This is a genomic window from Streptomyces sp. NPDC001728, assembly GCF_040297565.1.
Classification (GTDB): Bacteria; Actinomycetota; Actinomycetes; order Streptomycetales; family Streptomycetaceae; genus Streptomyces.
On the sequence record NZ_JBEOZK010000009.1, the window covers coordinates 113,948 to 132,786 of the forward strand.

General features: G+C 70.5%; 17 protein-coding genes. 6 read left to right on the forward strand and 11 right to left on the reverse strand.

Annotated elements, in window-relative coordinates; all coding sequences use genetic code 11:
- Positions 1 to 4: 4 nt before the first annotated feature.
- Positions 5 to 220, forward strand: coding sequence for an FmdB family zinc ribbon protein (locus ABT154_RS16080; RefSeq protein ID WP_056559462.1), 216 nt, complete (start codon positions 5 to 7; stop codon positions 218 to 220).
- Between the two features lie 24 nt (positions 221 to 244).
- On the opposite strand, the gene ABT154_RS16085 is transcribed toward ABT154_RS16080, so the two are convergent.
- From ABT154_RS16085 to ABT154_RS16095, 3 genes are read right to left on the reverse strand one after another with little or no spacing between them, the layout of a single operon-like run.
- Entirely contained in the window at positions 245 to 1,087 is an 843-nt protein-coding gene (locus ABT154_RS16085; protein WP_351857454.1) for an HAD family hydrolase, read from the reverse strand.
- Positions 1,084 to 3,660 (reverse strand): phosphoribosyltransferase, encoded by a 2,577-nt coding sequence (locus tag ABT154_RS16090; protein ID WP_351857455.1) that lies wholly within the window; start codon positions 3,658 to 3,660, stop codon positions 1,084 to 1,086. The genes ABT154_RS16085 and ABT154_RS16090 overlap by 4 nt, the downstream gene beginning before the upstream one ends.
- 18 nt (positions 3,661 to 3,678) lie before the next feature.
- Entirely contained in the window at positions 3,679 to 4,863 is a 1,185-nt protein-coding gene (locus ABT154_RS16095) for an HpcH/HpaI aldolase/citrate lyase family protein (protein ID WP_351857456.1), read from the reverse strand.
- A gap of 186 nt (positions 4,864 to 5,049) precedes the next feature.
- Here ABT154_RS16095 and ABT154_RS16100 point away from each other — a divergent pair, with 186 nt between their 5' ends.
- Positions 5,050 to 5,976, forward strand: coding sequence for a TerD family protein (locus ABT154_RS16100; protein WP_502969515.1), 927 nt, complete (start codon positions 5,050 to 5,052; stop codon positions 5,974 to 5,976).
- A gap of 18 nt (positions 5,977 to 5,994) precedes the next feature.
- Here the strand turns inward: ABT154_RS16100 and ABT154_RS16105 are convergent, their stop codons facing one another.
- The 6 genes from ABT154_RS16105 to ABT154_RS16130 all read right to left on the reverse strand — a co-directional run bounded on the left by ABT154_RS16105 (position 5,995) and on the right by ABT154_RS16130 (position 10,399).
- Positions 5,995 to 6,732: a TerD family protein gene (locus ABT154_RS16105; protein WP_351857457.1), complete on the reverse strand. Its 738-nt coding sequence runs from the start codon at positions 6,730 to 6,732 to the stop codon at positions 5,995 to 5,997.
- 104 nt (positions 6,733 to 6,836) lie between these two features.
- Complete coding sequence (locus ABT154_RS16110) at positions 6,837 to 7,985, reverse strand: DUF475 domain-containing protein (RefSeq protein WP_351857458.1); 1,149 nt, start codon at positions 7,983 to 7,985, stop codon at positions 6,837 to 6,839.
- 29 nt (positions 7,986 to 8,014) lie between these two features.
- Positions 8,015 to 8,590 carry a TerD family protein gene (locus tag ABT154_RS16115; protein ID WP_351857459.1) on the reverse strand — a complete coding sequence of 192 codons (576 nt, stop codon included), beginning with the start codon at positions 8,588 to 8,590 and terminating at the stop codon, positions 8,015 to 8,017.
- Positions 8,591 to 8,672: 82 nt separating this feature from the next.
- Complete coding sequence (locus ABT154_RS16120; protein ID WP_026058190.1) at positions 8,673 to 9,248, reverse strand: TerD family protein; 576 nt, start codon at positions 9,246 to 9,248, stop codon at positions 8,673 to 8,675.
- Positions 9,249 to 9,398: 150 nt separating this feature from the next.
- A complete protein-coding gene (locus ABT154_RS16125) occupies positions 9,399 to 9,857 on the reverse strand; it encodes a peroxiredoxin (RefSeq protein WP_351857460.1) in 459 nt (152 codons plus the stop codon).
- Between the two features lie 119 nt (positions 9,858 to 9,976).
- Positions 9,977 to 10,399 (reverse strand): DUF3052 domain-containing protein, encoded by a 423-nt coding sequence (locus ABT154_RS16130; RefSeq protein WP_056559438.1) that lies wholly within the window; start codon positions 10,397 to 10,399, stop codon positions 9,977 to 9,979.
- Positions 10,400 to 10,819: 420 nt separating this feature from the next.
- Here ABT154_RS16130 and aceE point away from each other — a divergent pair, with 420 nt between their 5' ends.
- Both aceE and ABT154_RS16140 read left to right on the forward strand, forming a co-directional pair.
- Positions 10,820 to 13,552 (forward strand): pyruvate dehydrogenase (acetyl-transferring), homodimeric type, encoded by a 2,733-nt coding sequence (aceE, locus tag ABT154_RS16135; RefSeq protein ID WP_351857461.1) that lies wholly within the window; start codon positions 10,820 to 10,822, stop codon positions 13,550 to 13,552.
- A 174-nt stretch (positions 13,553 to 13,726) separates the two neighbouring features.
- Complete coding sequence (locus tag ABT154_RS16140; RefSeq protein ID WP_351857462.1) at positions 13,727 to 14,560, forward strand: potassium channel family protein; 834 nt, start codon at positions 13,727 to 13,729, stop codon at positions 14,558 to 14,560.
- Here ABT154_RS16140 and ABT154_RS16145 read toward each other — a convergent pair.
- Together ABT154_RS16145 and ABT154_RS16150 are read right to left on the reverse strand one after the other, a co-directional pair.
- Positions 14,541 to 14,876 (reverse strand): peptidase inhibitor family I36 protein, encoded by a 336-nt coding sequence (locus ABT154_RS16145; RefSeq protein ID WP_502969522.1) that lies wholly within the window; start codon positions 14,874 to 14,876, stop codon positions 14,541 to 14,543. The genes ABT154_RS16140 and ABT154_RS16145 overlap by 20 nt on opposite strands.
- Before the next feature lie 274 nt (positions 14,877 to 15,150).
- Positions 15,151 to 16,776 carry an MFS transporter gene (locus ABT154_RS16150; protein ID WP_317873950.1) on the reverse strand — a complete coding sequence of 542 codons (1,626 nt, stop codon included), beginning with the start codon at positions 16,774 to 16,776 and terminating at the stop codon, positions 15,151 to 15,153.
- A 116-nt stretch (positions 16,777 to 16,892) separates the two neighbouring features.
- On the opposite strand from ABT154_RS16150, the gene ABT154_RS16155 reads away from it, so the two are divergent.
- Positions 16,893 to 17,537 carry a TetR/AcrR family transcriptional regulator gene (locus tag ABT154_RS16155; RefSeq protein ID WP_351857464.1) on the forward strand — a complete coding sequence of 215 codons (645 nt, stop codon included), beginning with the start codon at positions 16,893 to 16,895 and terminating at the stop codon, positions 17,535 to 17,537.
- A 25-nt stretch (positions 17,538 to 17,562) separates the two neighbouring features.
- On the forward strand, positions 17,563 to 18,777 hold the full coding sequence (locus tag ABT154_RS16160; RefSeq protein ID WP_351857465.1) for an alpha/beta hydrolase: 1,215 nt from the start codon (positions 17,563 to 17,565) through the stop codon (positions 18,775 to 18,777).
- The last annotated feature ends 62 nt before the right edge of the window (positions 18,778 to 18,839 follow it).

Consider the following 18,839-nt stretch of genomic DNA (forward strand, 5'->3'; position numbering starts at 1 on the left):
CCCCATGCCTCGTTACGAATTCCGCTGCCGGACCTGCGGCGACACCTTCGAGCTCAGCCGTCCCATGGCCGAGTCCTCCGACCCCGCCTCCTGCCCCGCCGGGCACGACGACACCGTGAAGCTGCTCTCGGCCGTGGCCGTCGGCGGCAGCTCCACCGCCGGCCCCGCGCCGAGTGGCGGCGGGGGCGGCGGTTGCTGCGGCGGGGGCTGCTGCGGCTGAGGCCGCCGTACCCCTGACCGTCACCTAGACGGCGACCGCCGCCCGGAAGCGGCGCAGGATCTCCTCGCCCGCCGCGACCCCGCGTTCCACCAGGACGTCGAGGTGGGGGGCGGTCCAGTCGCTGTCGGCCAGTTCGCCGTGGCCCGGCCGCCAGGCCCGGTCCGCGGCGAGCAGCAGGTCCGCGTCGAGGAGGGAGTCGCCGGCGGCCAGCGTGAGCGTGGCCCCGGTGCGGTGGGCGACCTCGCGGACCGCGGCGCTCTTGGTGAGCGGCTTCGGGACCGCGTACACCTTGCGGCCCTGGAGCGAGACCGTCCAGCCGCGTTCCCCCGCCCAGGCGCCGAAGCGGCGCAGCCAGTCCTCGGGGAGCCGCTCGCGCTCGACGACGAGGTACGCGAAGAGGTCCTCGGCGACGCGGTGCTTGCGCACCCAGGACAGGTCCGTGGTCGCGGTGAGGTAGGCGCGGATCTCGGAGAGCGGTGCGCACTCCTCCGCGAGCCGGCGCACCACGGAGGCGTGCCACTCGGGGTCGGAGACGCCGTCGACGAGGATGTGTCCGCCGTTGGCGCAGATCGCGTACTTCGGTGCGGCGCCGGGGAGCTGGATGCGCTGGTACTGCTTGCGCGTCCGGGTCGTGGTGGGCACGAAGACGGCTTCGCCGGTCAGTCGCGCGAGGAGGTCGGCCGCGTCCTCGGTCATGTAGGAGAGCGGCTTGGACTCGTGGACCTCGACGCAGAGCAGCCGGGGGGCCTGCGCGTCGGGCATGCCGAGGGCGAGGGCCGCGGAGGAGTAGATGAGGGTGCGGTCGAGGTCGCTGGCGACCAGTACGGAGGCCGGGGCCTTCGTCCCACCCACCGGGGTCGTACTCACTGGGACACCACCGCCTTGCCGTCGGCGCCTGTCGCGCCCCTGGTGTACTGAGGGTGGATCAGACCGACGCAGCTGTACGGGAGTTCGTCGACCTCCTCGACCGGTACGCCGCGCTGCTCGGCGAGCAGCCGGACGTGCGCGAGGTCGGCGCCCGCGCCCCGCCTGGCGAGGATCTTCCAGGGGACGCGGCGGAGCAGGACGCGGGTGGTCTCGCCGACACCCGGCTTGACCAGGTTGACGTCGTGGATGCCGTACTCCTCGCTGATCCGCTCGACGGCCGCCCAGCCCTCCCAGGTGGGGGTGCGGTCGGCGGCGAGGAGTTCCTTGACGTCCCCGTCGACGGATCCGGCGACCTCGTCGAAGCGGGCGGCGACGGCGTCGAGGAAGTCGTTGGAGACGTCGGATCCGGCCAGTTCGCGGTAGAACTTGCCGCCGTGGAAGTCGTCCGGTCCGACCAGGTCTGCGCGGAGGACCGTACGCGATATCAGTCCGGACACCGTGGAGTTGAGGCAGGCGGACGGGATGAGGAAGTCCTCGCGGGTGCCGTAGGTGCGGACGCAGGAGCCGGGGTCGGCGAGGACCGCGATCTCCGGATCGAAGCCCGTGACACCCTCGGCCGCCTCGAACTCCCTTATCGCTTCGGCGAGTTCGCGAGTGATGGCGCCCTTGCCGGTCCAGCCGTCGACGAACACGACGTCGGCCGGGTCGTGGTGGGCGGCGAGCCAGCGCAGCGCGTTGGCGTCGATGCCCCGGCCACGCACGATGGAGACGGCGTAGTGCGGCAGGTCGAGGCCGTGGCGGGCCTGCGCCCAGCGGCGCATGAGGACACCGACGGGGGTGCCGGCGCGGGCGAGGGAGACGAGCACGGGGCGCCGGCCGGGGCACTCGGCGAGGACCGTCTCGGTGACGGTGCCGACGGCGCGGGCGATACGGGCGGCCGAGGTCTCCAGGGCGCTGTGGAACAGCTCCTGGTAGCGGGGGCTCGGCTGGTACTCGACGGGCAGCGACTCGGCGTAGTGGGCGCCGCCGCTCTGGATGGCTTCCTCGCGTTCCTCGGTGGGCGCCTCCAGCTCGACGTCCGAGAGGTCCTGGAGCAGCCAGCCGACCTCCTCGGGGGCGTAGGAGGAGAAGGCGGGGCCGCGGAGGGGCTCGGGCAGCATGGAGCTCCTTTCGGGAGCTTCGGTGACCGGGGGCCTGTCGTCGTACGAGGGGTACGGCGGGGCCGTGGGCGTGTGCGTGGGCAGGGGCGCGGCTGTGGGTACGGCTGTGGTCCTGTGCGTGGGTGCGGCGGTGGCCGTGGGCGTGTGCGAGGGGATGACGGCCAGGACGACGCGCGGGACGTGCGCGGACAGCTGGGCGAGCAGGCCGTCGGGGGCGTGCAGGGCCGGGGTGTCGGCGGTGGAGTCGACGACGGCGACGACCGCGTCGAAGCCCGCGCCGGCCACGTTGTACGCGTACCGCTCGCCGGGTCCGTCGGCGGGGTCGTCGTGGGCGGGGAAGACGAGCCGGGTGCGTATCGCGTATCCGGGGTCGTCGACGGCGAGGACGGGCGAGCGGGTGGTGGTGGAGTAGCTGACGTCGTGGCCGGCGTCCTCCAGGGCGGTGCCGAGGCGCAGCGGCGCGTACATCAGCTCCTCGAAGCCGAGGACGAGGACGCGGGGCGCGGCGGGAGCGCCGGGCTCCTCCGCGGTGACCGACGGGGCGCCCAGTTCCTCGCCGATCCTGCGTGCCAGGGCCGGCAGGGCCTGCTCAAGGCGGGTGCGGTGCTCCGGTGTGAAGCCGTGCCTGCCGCCGTCGGGGACCCCCTCGGGCCAGTCGAGCGCGATCCGCACGGGGGCCGGGCGGGACGCCGGGCGGAGGGGGGCGGGGGTGGGCGTCTCGTGCTCGGCCACCAGCGCCTGGCCCTTCTCCAGGACCCCTTCCGGGAGGCGTACGGTCCCGGCGGCGCCGGCCACCAGGTCGACGCGGGCGCCGATCTCCTCGGCGAAGGCGTCCAGGCGGCCGAGGTCGGCGGCGGAGCGCATGTCGACGAGGGCCACCACGACGTACCGCTTGCGCGGGTAGCGCTCGTGGAGGGTCCGGACGGTGTTGAGGACGGTGTTGCCGGTGGAGAACTCGTCGTCGACGAGGACCAGCGGCCCGTCGCCCGCGAGCAGCTCGGTGTCCTCGGGCAGCAGCAGGTGCGAGGTGGCGTGCGAGTGGGACTCCTCGAAGCCGCCCGCGCGGGCGACTCCGGCCACCGGCCGCCGGGTGGAGTGGAGGTACGGGGCGAGGCCGAGCCCGTCGGCGACGGCGTGGCCGAGGGCCGTGGCGGTCTCGGCGTACCCGAGGACGACGGAGCGCGCGGCCTCCTCCTCGCCGAGGAGTTCACGGACGCGCCGGCCGAGGCCGAGGCCGGAGCCGTACACGACCGAGGGGCGCTGCGGCACGTGCTTGCCGAGCACGCTGGAGACGAGTAGGTGCGCGCGCTTGGGGTTGCGGCGCAGTGCGAGGCCCAACAGGGCCGGTAGCTCCTCGTCGCCGATCAGTTCGACGCCCAGTCGCTCCGCGACCCACGTTCCGGTCCACACCACGTCGTCGACGTCCCTTCGTCAGCCGGCGAGGCCGGCGGTGAGCAGATCCACGAAGCCGACGTCCTCGTTGGCGACGCCGAAGACCTCGGCGCGCAGCAGGGTGCGCTCGGCCCACGCGCGATGCGGCTTCACTTCGTTCATCTTGTTCGTGTAGGCGGAGCGGAGGACTCCGCCGCCGCCCTGTTCCGGCCGCAGGATGTCCTGGGCGTCGCTCCACTCCTCGTGGCTGACCACGGAGAGGGCGTGCACCGGCACCACATGGGTGGGGTGGATGCAGGTCTTGCCGAGCAGGCCGTTGGCGCGGTCGAGTTCGATCTCGCGGAGCAGTCCGTCGAGGTCGTGCTGGATGAGCGCGGTACGGAGGTCCTCGGCGCGGCCCTCCAGGAAGGGGCTGCGGCGGAGCTGGGGCTTGAACATGCGCTCGCCGGGGCGGAAGTACTCCCAGACGGGTCCGGTGACGGTGAAGCCGGTGCCGTCGGAGCGGCCGAGGACGTTGACGACGTCGGCGATGACGTTCGCGACGATCTTGACGTCGTAGGCGGTCATGTCGGGCGAGCGGCGCAGCCCGTAGGCGGAGCAGAAGTCGGTGACGCCGAGGCGCAGGGCGAGGACGCGGTCGCGGTACTTGTCGGTGATCGAGGCGATGCCGGCGAGGGTCTCGGCCCGGGTCTCCAGGTGGAGGAGTTCGGGGGACTCCAGGACGGGCATGGCGAAGAGGCGCCGTCCGCAGTTCCGCTCGGCCTGGGTGAGCGCTTCGAGGAAGGCGCGCCCGCGGTTCTCGGTGAATTTGGGCAGTACGAATCCGGACAGCAGCCGGACCGTGTCGCCGAGGCGGTCGACGAGGTCGGTGATCTGGCGCGGTTCGCGGACCCGGATGAACAGCAGGGGCACGTCCGTGGCGGTGTCGGCGTCCGTCACGGTGCCCGCGGCGAGGTCGGCGAACTGGCGGACGAGGTTGACCTCGCCGGCCTCCACCTCGCCGTCGCTGATGGAGTCCTCCAGGCAGAGCACCATGGAGACCACTCCGCGGGCCGCCTGCTTGCGCACGTCGTCGGCGAGCCGCGGCCGGGTGGCCGGGCTGTAGAGCGTGGCCCCCAGGGCCACGGCGAGCGTGCGCGCGGGCGAGTCGGCGGTGAAGACGGCCGGCTCGCGGTGGAACAATCCTGCCCGTGTCGCGGACGAGATGTGTCCGAAATGACGCATATAAGTCCCCCGTCTACCTTTCTCGACCTGACGACATGTGGCCGGTAATAGTACGTAGGTGCGGGTGTCCGTAGTTCCCCGCGAGCGTGAAATTCAGGTAACTCGTCAGCATCCGTCACTCCTCTCCCCAGGTCGGTGGCGCCCCCGCGTTGTCCGCGGGCCCGCCGGGAGGGCAGGATTGCCGTCATGACGCACGCGATGCTGAAGGGCTCCAACGTCCCTCTCGACACCGCGGCCGTACGGGCCGTGCTCCGCTGGACCCCGGGCCCCGGGGTCCCCGACGTCGATGCGTCGGCCCTGCTGCTCGGGCCCGCCGGCCGCGTGCGGTCCGACGAGGACTTCGTCTTCTACAACCAGCCGCGCCACCCCTCGGGCCTGGTGCGGCGGCTGCCGAAGAAGCGGGACTCCGAGGGCCTGACGGACACCGTGGAGGCCGATCTCGGCGGTCTGGACGTCTCGGTCGACCGGGTGGTGATCGCGGCCTCCTCCGACGGCGGCACCTTCCGGTCCGTCTCGGACCTGCGGATCCTGCTGTACGACGCCTCGCCCGGCCCCGAGCGCGAGCCGCTGGCCCTGTTCGCCGTGACGGCGGAGACCGGCGAGGAGACGGCGGTGATCTGCGGCGAGCTGTACCGGCGCGGGGACACCTGGAAGTTCCGCGCGGTCGGACAGGGCTACCCGACCGGCCTGATCGGCCTCGCGACCGACTTCGGCATCTCGGTCGACGAGGACGCGCAGGAGGCACTGGACGTCCAGGACGCGCGGAGCGACGCCTGGACGCCCCAGGGCGGCTTCCCCGAGGCTCCTGGCGGCTTCTCCGAGCTCCCGGGCGCCCGGGAGCCCTCGGGCGCCGCCCAGGAGGCCGTGGCGGCAGCTCCCGCCCCCGGCTCGCCCGATCTCGACCTGACCGTCGCCCACGGCCCCGTACCTCCGCAGCCGATGATCCCGCCGCCGGTCCCCGACCGGGCCCCGGCCTACGGCTACCCCCAGCCGCCGACGAACGTCCCGGCCCCCGCGTACGGCTATCCGCAGCCGGTCGGCGCCGCGCCCGAGCAGCACCCGGCACCGGAGTTCCGGATGCCGCCCATGGGTCCCCAGTTCGTCCGGTCCTGAGGCGGCTGCGGGCAAGGGCTACGCCTTGGTCTTGTAGCCGCGCCCCCACTGGAGTCCCCAGCCGTACAGCCGGTCCAGCTCGGCCTGGAAGCCGTACACGAAGCGCACCTCGCGGCGGACCGTCAGCTCGCCCTTTGTGTTCTCCACGGTGAAGACCGCGCAGGAGCGGGCCTGCGGAGCGCGCTCGTCGAGCTCGATCTCGATCCGGGGGCCGCTGCTCGGGTAGAGCGTGATCTTGGCGTGCGTACGGTCGAAGGCCGGAGTCTGGTCGTAGATGTACGCGAAGAACAGCAGGCGCTTGATCTCGTCCTTGTGGTCCAGATTGACGAAGATCGTCTCGCCGGACGAGCCGCCGAAGCGGTCGTCCCCGCTGAGCTTCACGTACGGGGCGCCGTTCAGGTCGCCGAAGAAGTCGCCCAGCGGCTGCACCACGCCCTTGCTGCCGTCCTTGAGCTCGTAGAGGCAGCCCAGGTCCAGGTCGACGTTGACCATGCCCTGGGTGTGCGCCTGGACGACCTCGGGCTTGAAGAACTGGGAGGGGTTGCGGAGCAGTCGCCCGCTCTGGCGCGAGCGCCCTTCCAGGTCGGAGGTCCGCATCCGCCAGGACAGGTTCACCCGGAGGTTGCCGGTGGCAGCTCCCTGCTTGCTCAGCGAGACGGTCGGGTGCCGTCTCGTCAGGTCGATCGAGTTCGACGCGGCGCTGCCCGAGTCGAAATGCGCCGCCCTCCCCGGAAATAGGTTGTCCCAGAAGGCCATGCCGCCTTCACCCCCCACTGCTCGTGATCTCCCGCGCACATGCCTGCGGGGCGGCCGGGTGATACGGCCGCCCCGCAGTGAAGCGTTCCTCGTTGCCGGGGGTGTCACACCCCGGACGGCACCTCGGTCTTCTGCTCCGAGGAACCGGAGCCTCCCTCGGCCGCCGCCAGCCGCTTGTTGCGGCGGACGGAGGACCAGAAGGACCAGCCGATGAGCGCGACACCGAGACCGCCCGTGATGACCTCGGGGATCTCGTACTGGATGGTGACCAGGAGCAGGACGGCCAGGGCGCCGATGGCGTAGTGGGCGCCGTGCTCCAGGTAGACGTAGTCGTCGAGGGTGCCCTGGCGGACCAGGTAGACCGTCAGCGAACGGACGTACATGGCACCGACACCGAGGCCGAGCGCCATCAGGACGATGTCGTTGGTGATGGCGAAGGCGCCGATGACACCGTCGAACGAGAAGGAGGCGTCGAGGACCTCCAGGTAGAGGAACATGAAGAAGGCGGCCTTGCCGGCCAGCTGGACGACGGAAGGCTTCTTGCCGCTGCGCCTGGCCTCTTCCTCGACCTCGTGCTCGCGCTCCTCCTCTTCCTCCAGCTTGTTCTCGAAGTAGCTGGAGAGACCGCCGACGACGAGGTACGTGATGAGGCCGGCGATGCCGGAGATCAGCACCGTCTGCGCCTTGTCGACGTGCGTGCCGCCGTGCTGGTGGGCGTGGGTCGCGAAGGTCATCGCGCTGACGAGCAGGACGACGAGGGCGATGCAGACCGACAGCATGTCGACCTTGCCGAGCTTGGCGAGCGGGCGCTCGATCCAGCGCAGCCACTGGATGTCACGGTCCTCGAAAATGAAGTCGAGGAAGATCATCAGAAGGAACATGCCGCCGAAGGCGGCGATCGACGGATGCGCGTCGGTCACCAGTTCCTGGTAACGGTCGGGGTTGTTGAAGGCCAGGTCGACGGCGTCGATCGGGCCGATCTTGGCGCTGATCGCGACGATCACGACGGGGAAGACGAGCCGCATGCCGAACACGGCGATGAGCACACCGATCGTGAGGAAGATCTTCTGCCAGAAGGCATTCATCTTCTTCAGGATTCCGGCGTTGACCACCGCGTTGTCGAAGGACAGCGAGATCTCGAGGACACAGAGGATCGCAACGATCCCGAAGGCCTCCCACCCCCCGTAGAGCACCGCTGCGGCCAAGCCGAGCGCAGTGATCGCGAACGACCAGCCGAAGGTTTTCAGAACCACTGTCTACCCCATCGTGAAATTACATGGCTTTACGAAACGTTGACCCCGAAGTCTAGAGCGATGCCCCGGAGCCCGGACGCGTACCCCTGACCCACCGCCCTGAACTTCCATTCGCCGTTGTAGCGGTACAGCTCGCCGAAGATCATCGCGGTCTCGGTCGAGGCGTCCTCGGAGAGGTCGTAACGGGCGAGTTCCTGACCGTCCAGCTGGTTCACGACACGAATGAACGCGTTGCTGACCTGACCGAAGCTCTGGCTGCGGTTGTCGGCGTCGTGGATCGACACCGGGAAGACGATCTTGTCGCAGTGGGCCGGCACCTTGCCGAGGTCGACGATGAGGGACTCGTCGTCCCCGTCACCCTCGCCGGTGAGGTTGTCGCCGGTGTGTTCGACGGAGCCCTCGGGGCTGCGGAGCTGGTTGTAGAAGACGAAGTACTCGTCGCCGAGCACCCGTCCGGCCTGGCACAGCAGCGCGCTGGCATCGAGGTCGAACGGAGCCCCGGTGGTGGAGCGCGCGTCCCAGCCGAGCCCCACGAGGACCTGGGTGAGGTTGGGTGCGGCCTTGGAGAGGGAGACATTGCCTCCCTTGGCGAGCGTGACGCCCATGATTCGGTTCCTCCCCGGTGGTGATGAGGCACGTCCGGCGCCGCACGGGGTGTGCGGCGCCGGACGGTTCGAACGGTTCGGCTCAGACGTTGACGCCGAAGTCCTGCGCGATGCCGCGCAGGCCCGAGGCGTAGCCCTGGCCGACGGCACGGAACTTCCACTCCGCACCGTGGCGGTACAGCTCGCCGAAGACCATGGCGGTCTCGGTCGAGGCGTCCTCGGAGAGGTCGTACCGGGCGATCTCGGCGCCGCCGGCCTGGTTCACGACGCGGATGAACGCGTTGCGCACCTGGCCGAAGGACTGCTGGCGGTTCTCGGCGTCGTAGATCGACACCGGGAAGACGATCTTGGCCACGTCGGCCGGCACGGTGGCCAGGCTGACCTTGACCTGCTCGTCGTCGCCCTCGCCCTCACCGGTGAGGTTGTCACCGGTGTGCTCGACGGAGCCGTCGGCGCTCTTCAGGTTGTTGAAGAAGACGAAGTCCTGGTCGTTGCGGACCTTGCCCTCCTCGCTCACCAGGATCGCGCTGGCGTCGAGGTCGAAGTCCGTACCGGTGGTGGTGCGGACGTCCCAGCCCAGACCGACGGTCACGGCGGTGAGGCCAGGGGCCTCCTTGGTCAGCGAGACGTTGCCGCCCTTGCTGAGGCTGACTCCCACGAGTCCCTCCATAGGTTTCCAGGGGCAGCGCCCCCGTCGTGCGTTGGTATCGGATCAACGACTGGATCCTAGTGACGGGTTCCCGGTCGAAACAGTCGATTCGCCCGGTGAATCCGAGGGTGTCGGTGCCGGAGCGGCCCGACGGGTGCCTCAGAGGGCGTCGAGCGCCTTCAGGTACTCGCCGAGGTCGCGGGCCTCCGACAGGGCGTTGACGACGGTCCAGCGGACCACGCCCTCCTTGTCGATGACGAAGGTCCCGCGCACCGCGCAGCCCTTCTCCTCGTCGAACACACCGTAGGCACGGGAGGCCTCACCGTGCTTCCAGAAATCGGAGAGCAGCGGGAACTCCAGGGACTCCTGGTCGCCGAAGACGCGCAGGGTGTGGATGGAGTCGTTGGAGACGGCCAGCAGCTGGGTGTCGTCGTTGACGAACGCCCCCAGGTTGTCGCGCAGCGCGGTGAGCTCACCGGTGCAGACGCCGGTGAAGGCGAAGGGGTAGAAGAGCAGCACCACGTTCTTCTCGCCGCGGAAGTCGGAGAGCCGCACGGTGCGCCCGTGGTTGTCCTTCAGCTCGAAATCCGGGGCCTCGGCCCCGACCTCGATCGCCATCGCGTACGCATCCCTTCGCCGGGGCCCTGACCTTGGGCCGAATCGGTGATCCCCACCCTACGGCCTGCACACGAAAGCCCCCGCCGGCGTCCCGGCGGGGGCTTCTCGCAGCGTGGTGATCAGCGCTTGGGGGCGGTCAGGCGGGTACCCGTCCAGTCCTTGGCGACGCTGATGCTCTTGGTCTGGGAGAGACCAGCAGTCTGCGCGGCATCGTTGATGTCGGACGGCTCGATGTAGCCGTCGCGGCCGGTCTTCGGCGTCAGCAGCCAGATGGTGCCGCCGTCCTCCAGAAGACCGATGGCGTCCACCAGGGCGTCGGTGAGATCGCCGTCCTCGTCGCGGAACCAGAGCACGACGGCGTCAGCGACGTCGTCGTATTCCTCGTCCACGAGCTCGGCCCCGATGATGGACTCGATGCCTTCACGGAGATCCTGGTCGACGTCATCGTCGTAGCCGATCTCCTGGACCACCTGTCCGGGCTCGAACCCCAGCCTGACGGCCGGGTTGGTCCGCTCCTCCGCGTGGTCCGCGGTCGCGCTCACGGCTTGCCTCCTGCTCATTCGGTAAATGCTTTGGGCCACGCGTATGCGCGCGGCGCTGGCCGTAGTCCACACGTGCCGGGGCTCATCGCGCAAGTACCCGGCCGTGGAGACCGCCGAAACGGTGACGTTTGGGGCCGTCTCGCCGCAACTTCCGGCGCTGACGGACCGCGCTCCGTGATCAGGCACACACGATTCATCCCGTTTCGGGGACTTCTGAGGTTTCAGTCTGCCGAACGCCCGGACGAAACGCATGCGCGGGTTGGGCGTAAGGTTGCGATTTGAGTACACCCGGACGCCTGGAGGGCACCCCTGGGGGTTACCTTTCGGTAAATGTGACGTCTGGCACCGACCGGGGTACACGATGGACATCCCGACCACTTCCGTGGCCCCGTGGGTACCACCGAACAGCGAAGGAAGAGCGTGGCTCCCGGATCCGATCGCAACCCGATCATCATTGGCGGCCTTCCCAGCCAGGTCCCGGATTTCGACCCGGAAGAGACCCAGGAATGGCTCGACTCCCTCGATGCCGCCGTCGACGAGCGGGGCCGTGAGAGGGCCCGCTACCTCATGCTCCGACTGATCGAGCGGGCCCGCGAGAAGCGCGTGGCCGTGCCCGAGATGCGCAGCACGGACTACGTCAACACCATCGCCACCAGGGACGAGCCGTTCTTCCCCGGCAACGAGGAGATCGAGCGCAAGGTCCTCAACGCCACCCGGTGGAACGCGGCCGTGATGGTCTCGCGCGCCCAGCGTCCGGGCATCGGCGTCGGCGGTCACATCGCCACCTTCGCCTCCTCGGCCTCGCTGTACGACGTCGGCTTCAACCACTTCTTCCGCGGCAAGGACGAGGGCGACGGCGGCGACCAGATCTTCTTCCAGGGGCACGCCTCCCCCGGCATCTACGCCCGCGCGTATCTCCTGGACCGGCTGAACGACACCCAGCTCGACGGCTTCCGCCAGGAGAAGTCGAAGTACCCGAACGGCCTCTCCTCGTACCCCCATCCGCGGCTGATGCCGGACTTCTGGGAGTTCCCGACCGTGTCGATGGGCCTCGGCCCGCTCGGCGCGATCTACCAGGCCCGGATGAACCGGTACATGGAGGCACGCGGCATCGCGGACACCTCCAAGTCCCACGTCTGGGCGTTCCTCGGCGACGGCGAGATGGACGAGGTCGAAGCGCTCGGCCAGCTGTCCATCGCCGCCCGCGAGGGCCTGGACAACCTGACCTTCGTGGTCAACTGCAACCTCCAGCGGCTCGACGGTCCGGTCCGCGGCAACGGCAAGATCATCCAGGAGCTGGAGTCGATCTTCCGGGGCAACGGCTGGAACGTCATCAAGCTGATCTGGGACCGCTCCTGGGACCCGCTGCTGGCGCAGGACCGCGACGGCATCCTGGTCAACAAGCTGAACACCACCCCCGACGGCCAGTTCCAGACGTACGCGACCGAGACCGGCGGCTACATCCGGGACCACTTCTTCGGCGGCGACCACCGGCTGCGGGCGATGGTCGAGGGCATGTCGGACCAGCAGGTCCTGCACCTGGGCCGCGGCGGCCACGACCACAAGAAGATCTACGCGGCCTACGCGGCGGCCAAGGCCCACGCGGGCCAGCCGACCGTGATCCTCGCGCAGACCGTCAAGGGCTGGACGCTCGGCCCGAACTTCGAGGGCCGCAACGCGACCCACCAGATGAAGAAGCTGACGGTCGACGACCTCAAGCGCTTCCGCGACCGGCTGCACATCCCGGTCACGGACAAGCAGCTGGAGGACGGCCTGCCGCCGTACTACCACCCGGGCCGGAACTCCGAGGAGATCCAGTACATGCACGACCGCCGCAAGGCGCTGGGCGGGTACGTCCCGACCCGTGTCGTGCGGGCCAAGCCGCTGGTCCTCCCCGCGGACACGACCTACGCGGCGGCCAAGAAGGGCTCCGGGCAGCAGTCCATCGCCACCACGATGGCCTTCGTCCGCATCCTGAAGGACCTCATGCGGGACAAGGAGATCGGCAAGCGCTTCGTGCTGATCGCCCCCGACGAGTACCGCACCTTCGGCATGGACGCCTTCTTCCCGAGCGCCAAGATCTACAACCCGCTGGGCCAGCAGTACGAGGCGGTGGACCGCGAACTCCTCCTCGCCTACAAGGAGTCGCCGACCGGGCAGATGCTGCACGACGGCATCTCCGAGGCCGGCTGCACGGCCTCGCTGATCGCCGCGGGTTCGGCGTACGCCACGCACGGCGAACCGCTGATCCCGGTGTACGTCTTCTACTCGATGTTCGGTTTCCAGCGGACCGGCGACCAGTTCTGGCAGATGGCCGACCAGCTGGCGCGCGGCTTCGTGCTCGGCGCCACCGCCGGCCGGACGACGCTGACCGGCGAGGGCCTCCAGCACGCGGACGGCCACTCCCACCTGCTGGCCTCGACCAACCCGGCCTGCATCGCCTACGACCCGGCGTTCGGCTTCGAGATCGCGCACATCGTCAAGGACGGTCTGCGCCGGATGTACGGCTCCGAGGCCGAGGACGTCTTCTACTACCTGACCGTCTACAACGAGCCGATCCAGCACCCGGCCGAGCCGGCGGACGTGGACGTGGAGGGCATCCTCCAGGGCATCCACCGCTTCAAGCCGGCCGAGGCGGGCACCATCCCGGCCCAGATCATGGCCTCGGGTGTCGCCGTGCCGTGGGCGATCGAGGCGCAGCGGATCCTCGCCGAGGAGTGGAACGTCAGGGCCGACGTCTGGTCCGCGACCTCCTGGACCGAGCTGCGGCGCGAGGCCGTGGCCGTCGAGGAACACAATCTGCTCCACCCGGACGAGGAGCAGCGCGTCCCGTACGTGACGCGCAAGCTCCGGGGCTCCCAGGGCCCGTTCGTGGCGGTCTCGGACTGGATGCGGGCGGTGCCGGACCAGATCTCCCGCTGGGTGCCGGGCACGTACGGCTCGCTCGGCGCGGACGGCTTCGGCTTCGCGGACACGCGGGGCGCGGCCCGTCGCTACTTCCACATCGACGCTCCTTCGATCGTGCTGGCGGTACTGACGGAACTCGCCCGCGAGGGCAAGGTGGAGCGCTCGGTGCTGAAGCAGGCCGTGGACCGCTACCAGCTGCTCGACGTGGCGGCGGCCGACCCGGGCCCGGCGGGCGGCGACGCCTGAGCCGGGCCGACGGCGAGGGCCGCGCCGGGCCGACGGCGAAGCCTGACCCGGCCGTTGGCGCTCGGACCGGCCCTCCCGGGGCCTTTCCGTAGCGCCCCGGTAGCACGGATCGCCTGGTGAGGGGCGGTGGGACTCCGGTCCTGCCGCCCTTCGGCGTTCTCTACGATTCCCCGCATGAGGGATCGCTGGGAAGAGCGGACGCAGGTGCCGCTCCTTGTGCTGGCCGTGGCGTTCGGCATCGCGTACGCCGTGCCGATCGTCGCTCCCGGCGCCGACCCCTGGGTGCACCGGCTGTGCACCCATGTCGAGTGGACGGTCTGGGCGGCCTTCGCCCTCGACTACCTGGTCCGCCTCGCCATCGCCCCCGCCCGCTGGGCCTTCGTCCGGTCCCATCCCGTCGATCTGCTCGCGGTCCTGCTCCCGATGGTGCAGCCGCTGCGGCTGCTGCGGGTCGTCTCCACCCTCCTCCTCGTGGGTCGGCGGGCCCGGATGGCCCCGCAGATAACACTCACCACCTATGTGGCGGGGGCGGTCGTCGGGCTGATGATGTTCGGCTCGCTGGCCGTGCTGCACGTCGAGCGGGACGCGCCGAACGGCAACATCAAGACGCTCGGGGACGCGGTCTGGTGGTCCTTCACCACGATGACCACGGTCGGCTACGGCGACCACGCACCGACCACGGGTCTCGGCCGGGTCCTGGCGGTGGGGCTGATGCTCTCGGGCATCGCGCTGCTCGGTGTCGTCACCGCCAACATCGCGGCCTGGTTCATCTCCCGCTTCGACCGGGACGACGCGGTGGAGCGCCGGCACACCGAACTCCTCGAGGCGCTGACCCTGGAGGTCCGCGAACTGCGCGCGGAGGTGGCCCGGCTGTCGCCCGCGCCGGAACTCCCGGCCCCGGCCGCCCCAGGAACCCCGGCCGCCGCGCCCGTCCCCGTATCCACCCCCGCTACCGGCCCCGCTTCCGGCCCCCTCGGCGAAGCGGCCCCTACCGCTCCCAGAGCTTGAACGCTCTGACCTCGTAGGGCGTCTGCGGCACCCACGTCCCCCGCCCCGGGTAGGTCTCGAACTCGCCCGTCTCCGCGCACTCCGCCGACTGGTACGTGGTGACCGGCCGGCCCGTACGGTTCGCCAGGGACTGGGCCGAGGTGCCCGCCGGGAGGGCGACACAGCTGTCGATGTCGATCGTGGCCAGCTCATGGGTCTGGGCACGGCCCTTGAAGTCGGGCTTGGACCAGAGGCAGAGCCGCCCGGGTCCACAGGCGCCGAGGGCCGTCCCCCCGGCGGGCACGGCGCTGACGGGCACCGCGAGCAGCGCGGTCAGGACGGCCGCGACGGTCGCGGCGGCGAGAACGGTCCTCGTGAGAACGGGCCTCGCGCGGTGGACGGGCCTCGCGCGGTGGACAGGCGTCGTGCGGTGGACAGGCGTCGTGCGGTGGACAGGCGTCGCCTGGACGGTCTTCGTATACATGCTGATGAACCCCCGCTTGGTCACTCTCTGTAATCACGAGAATGACGGAGGTCTCCCGCCGATGGAAGAGGGGCCGCCCCCGTTCACGCGAACGGGTGACGGCCCCCTACGGGAACCCTGACGAACCTCAGATGTGGCCGCCGCCCATGCCGCCCGCCTCCGCGTTCTCGCCGCGCTTCGTGAGCGTGGCGACCAGGGCCGCGACGACCGCCACGACACCGGCGACGGTGAAGGCGAGGCCCATGCCGTCGAGGAAGGTGTCGTGGATGACCTTGGTGATCTGCTGGAGCAGATCGGGGGTCATCCCCGGCGCCTTGGCCAGCTCCGGCGGGGCCATGCCGAACTCGGCGGCCTGCTCCAGCTGCGGGTTGACGGGGGCCGGGATGCCGGCCTCCTTCCAGTTGCCCTCGAAGGAGTCGGCGACCTTGGAGGACATCACGGCGCCGAGCACCGCCGTACCGAGCGCGCCGCCGACCTGCATCGCGGCCTGCTGGAGACCGCCGGCGACGCCGGAGAGTTCGAGCGGCGCGTTGCCGACGATGACCTCGGTGGCGCCGACCATGACCGGGGCGAGCCCGAGGCCCAGCAGGGCGAACCAGAGGGACATCGCGAGGGTGCCGGTGCCGGCGGTGAGCGTGATCATGCCGAACATGGCGACGGCCGTGCAGACCATGCCGCCGACCAGCGGCACGCGCGGGCCGAACCTGGTGATCAGCGCGCCGGCCAGCGGCGAGGAGACGATCATCATCGCGGTCAGCGGCAGCAGGTGCAGACCGCTGTCGACCGGGCTGAGGCCCTTCACCCCCTGGAGGTAGAAGGTCACGAAGAACAGGCCGCCCATGAAGGCGAAGGCCATCAGGACCATCAGCACCACACCGGCCGAGAGCGGCACGGAGCGGAACATGCCCAGCGGGATCAGCGGCTCCTTGACCTTGGTCTCCCAGAAGGCGAAGACCACGAAGAGCAGCACGGCGCCGATCAGGCCGCCCCAGGTCTTGCCGCTCGACCAGCCCCAGGACTCGCCGGCCTTGATGAGGCTCCAGACGAGGGAGGCCATGGCGCCGGAGAGCAGCAGGATGCCGAGGACGTCGAAGGAGCGCGGCGCGTTCTCGGCGCGGTGGTCCTTGAGGATGACCAGGCCGAGGACGAGGGCGACGACGCCGACCGGCACGTTGATGAAGAAGACGGACTGCCAGCTGACGTGCTCGACGAGCAGGCCGCCGACGATCGGGCCGCCCGCCGTGGAGGCGCCGATGACCATGCCCCAGATGCCGATGGCCATGTTCAGCTTCTCGGCGGGGAAGGTGGCGCGCAGCAGGCCGAGCGCGGCCGGCATGAGCAGGGCGCCGAAGAGGCCCTGGAGGACGCGGAAGGCGATCACCGCGCCGATGGAGTGCGAGAGGCCGATCGCGCCGGAGGCGGCGGCGAAGCCCGCGATGCCGATGAGGAAGGTCTGCCGGTGGCCGAAGCGGTCACCGAGCTTGCCGGCGGTGATCAGGGCGACGGCGAGCGCGAGCAGATAACCGTTGGTGATCCACTGGACCTGGGCGAGCGAGGCGCCGAGGTCGTTCTTGATGGCGGGGTTGGCGATGGCGACGATGGTGCCGTCGAGGGCGACCATCATCACGCCCACGGCCACGCCGAACAGGGTCAGCCAGGGGTGGCCGCGCAGTCCCTTCGCCGGGCCCGGTACGGGTTCCCGGGTGCCCCCCTGACCCTGCGGGGCCTTTTCCACGGTGGTCTGACTAGTCATGAAAACAAACTAGTGACAGTCACTGACAATTGACAAAGCGATTCACGCGTCGGTAACTGTCACGTAGCTCACAGGTACGCTGAGCAGGACGAAATGCCTGAAAAGAGGGACCCGACGTGACCGTGCCCGGCCTGCGCGAGCGGAAGAAACAACGCACGCGCGACGCGCTGACCCGGGTGGCCCTGGAGCTCTTCACCGCCCAGGGGTACGAGCGTACGACCGTCGACGAGATCGTCGAGGCCGTCGAGGTCTCCCAGCGCACCTTCTTCCGGTACTTCTCCTCCAAGGAGGAGGTCGCCTTCGCGGTGCAGCAGATGGTGGAGGAGCGTTTCGTCGAGGCGCTCGGGGAGCGACCGCCGGGCGAGGGGCCCTTCGACGCCATGCGCAACGCCGTGCTCTGCGCCTGGGACACCATCGGCGACGCCATCACCGAGGTCGTCCCCGTCGAGCTGTACCTGCGCACCTTCCAGATGATCGAGTCGACGCCCGCGCTGCTCGCCGTCCATCTCCGCCGCTCCACCGAGATGGAGGAGACCATCGCCCGGATCATCGCCGACCGCGAGGACCTGGACGTGGACGCGGACCCGCGGCCCCGGATCGCGGTGGCGGCGTTCAGCGGTGTGATGCGCGTCACCGGACAGCTGTGGGGCAGGGGTCCGGACCAGAGCCTGGAGGCCATCCGCGGCCTCACCGAGGAGTACCTCGACCACCTCGGCCCCGCGCTCGCCCCGCGCTGGCGGGACCGGCTGCCGGGGGCCTGAACCGGGCCCCGTAGGGTGGCGGCCCGTGACCTCAGCCGATGCCGTTTCACCCAGCCTCGCCGTCGTACGCGCCCTGCTCGCGCTCGCCGTCGTGTTCGTGCTGCTCTCGACCACCGGGTGGACGACGATCCGGCACCGCCCCGTGCCCGGCCCGTCCCTGGAGGCCGCGCTCACCGCCTGGACGCGCGACCGGATCGACCACCGCCCGCTGCCGGGGCCCGACAGTCCGGCCCGTACCGTCGCCGGGTTCTTCGCCGGGCTCGGCCACGTGCGCGGGGCTCGGCTCGCCGAGCGGCACCCGCTCGTCGTCGGCAACCTCGACGGCGCCCCGGTCGCCCTGCGCTACCGCGCCAACCGGATCGCCCTCGGCCGCGCGCTCGACGCCGAACGGGGCAGGGTCGACGACGCCCGGCTCTCCCCCGAGGGGCGGCACGAAGCACGGCGCCGGTTCGACCGCTTCGCCTCGCTGATGCGGCCCGGCCGCCAGATACTCGCCTTCGACCCGACCGGTACGGGCCGGACGGCCGAGGTCCTCGGCGACCTGGAGCGGGCCCGGCGCGTCTCGGTGATCGTGCCCGGCGTCGACACCAACCTCCTCACCTTCCAGAAGACCCACGGCCGGTACGCGGCTCCCGCCGGCATGGCCGAGGCCCTCTACAGCGCCGAGCGGCGGACCTCCCCCCGCGCCAGGGTCGCGGTGATCGCCTGGGCCGACTACACCGCGCCCGCCGGGGTCGGCGTCGACGCGGCCACCGGCCGGCTCGCCGAGGAGGGCGCCGTACGGCTCGTGAAGCTGACCGGGTCACTGCCCGGCAACGCGCGCGTGGCGCTGTTCTGCCACAGCTACGGCTCCGTCCTCTGCGGGGTCGCCGCGCCCCGGCTGTCCGGCCGGGTGACGGACGTGGCCGTGGCGGGGAGCCCCGGCATGCGGGTCGAGCGTGCCGCCGACCTGGCCACACGCGCGCGCGTGTGGGCGATGCGGGACACCGACGACTGGATCGCGGACGTGCCCCATCTGGAGGTCGGCGGGCTCGGGCACGGGGCGGACCCGGTGGAGCCGGAGTTCGGCGCCCGGCTGCTCTCGGCGCGGGGCGCACTCGGCCACAGTGGCTATTTCGAGCCGGGGACCGAGAGCCTCGGCAACTTCGCCGCGATAGGGGTCGGCGCCTACCCGAGTCTGGTCTGCGCACGTGCCGACAGCGCGTGCCACGAGGGAATATCCGGCACGGAAGGGCTCTGACGCGCGTAGATCACGTGATTTCAGGACCTTTCACAGGGGCGACGCGGAGACACGCGCCGCTT

What these genes read in the sequence shown, in the direction of transcription:
- ABT154_RS16080 (WP_056559462.1), top strand. Translation starts at nt 5, where the DNA reads ATGCCTCGTTACGAATTCCGCTGCCGGACCTGCGGCGACACCTTCGAG.
- ABT154_RS16095 (WP_351857456.1), bottom strand. Translation starts at nt 4,863, where the DNA reads ATGCGTCATTTCGGACACATCTCGTCCGCGACACGGGCAGGATTGTTC.
- ABT154_RS16100 (WP_502969515.1), top strand. Translation starts at nt 5,050, where the DNA reads ATGACGCACGCGATGCTGAAGGGCTCCAACGTCCCTCTCGACACCGCG.
- ABT154_RS16105 (WP_351857457.1), bottom strand. Translation starts at nt 6,732, where the DNA reads ATGGCCTTCTGGGACAACCTATTTCCGGGGAGGGCGGCGCATTTCGAC.
- ABT154_RS16115 (WP_351857459.1), bottom strand. Translation starts at nt 8,590, where the DNA reads ATGGGCGTCACGCTCGCCAAGGGAGGCAATGTCTCCCTCTCCAAGGCC.
- ABT154_RS16125 (WP_351857460.1), bottom strand. Translation starts at nt 9,857, where the DNA reads ATGGCGATCGAGGTCGGGGCCGAGGCCCCGGATTTCGAGCTGAAGGAC.
- ABT154_RS16140 (WP_351857462.1), top strand. Translation starts at nt 13,727, where the DNA reads ATGAGGGATCGCTGGGAAGAGCGGACGCAGGTGCCGCTCCTTGTGCTG.
- ABT154_RS16150 (WP_317873950.1), bottom strand. Translation starts at nt 16,776, where the DNA reads ATGACTAGTCAGACCACCGTGGAAAAGGCCCCGCAGGGTCAGGGGGGC.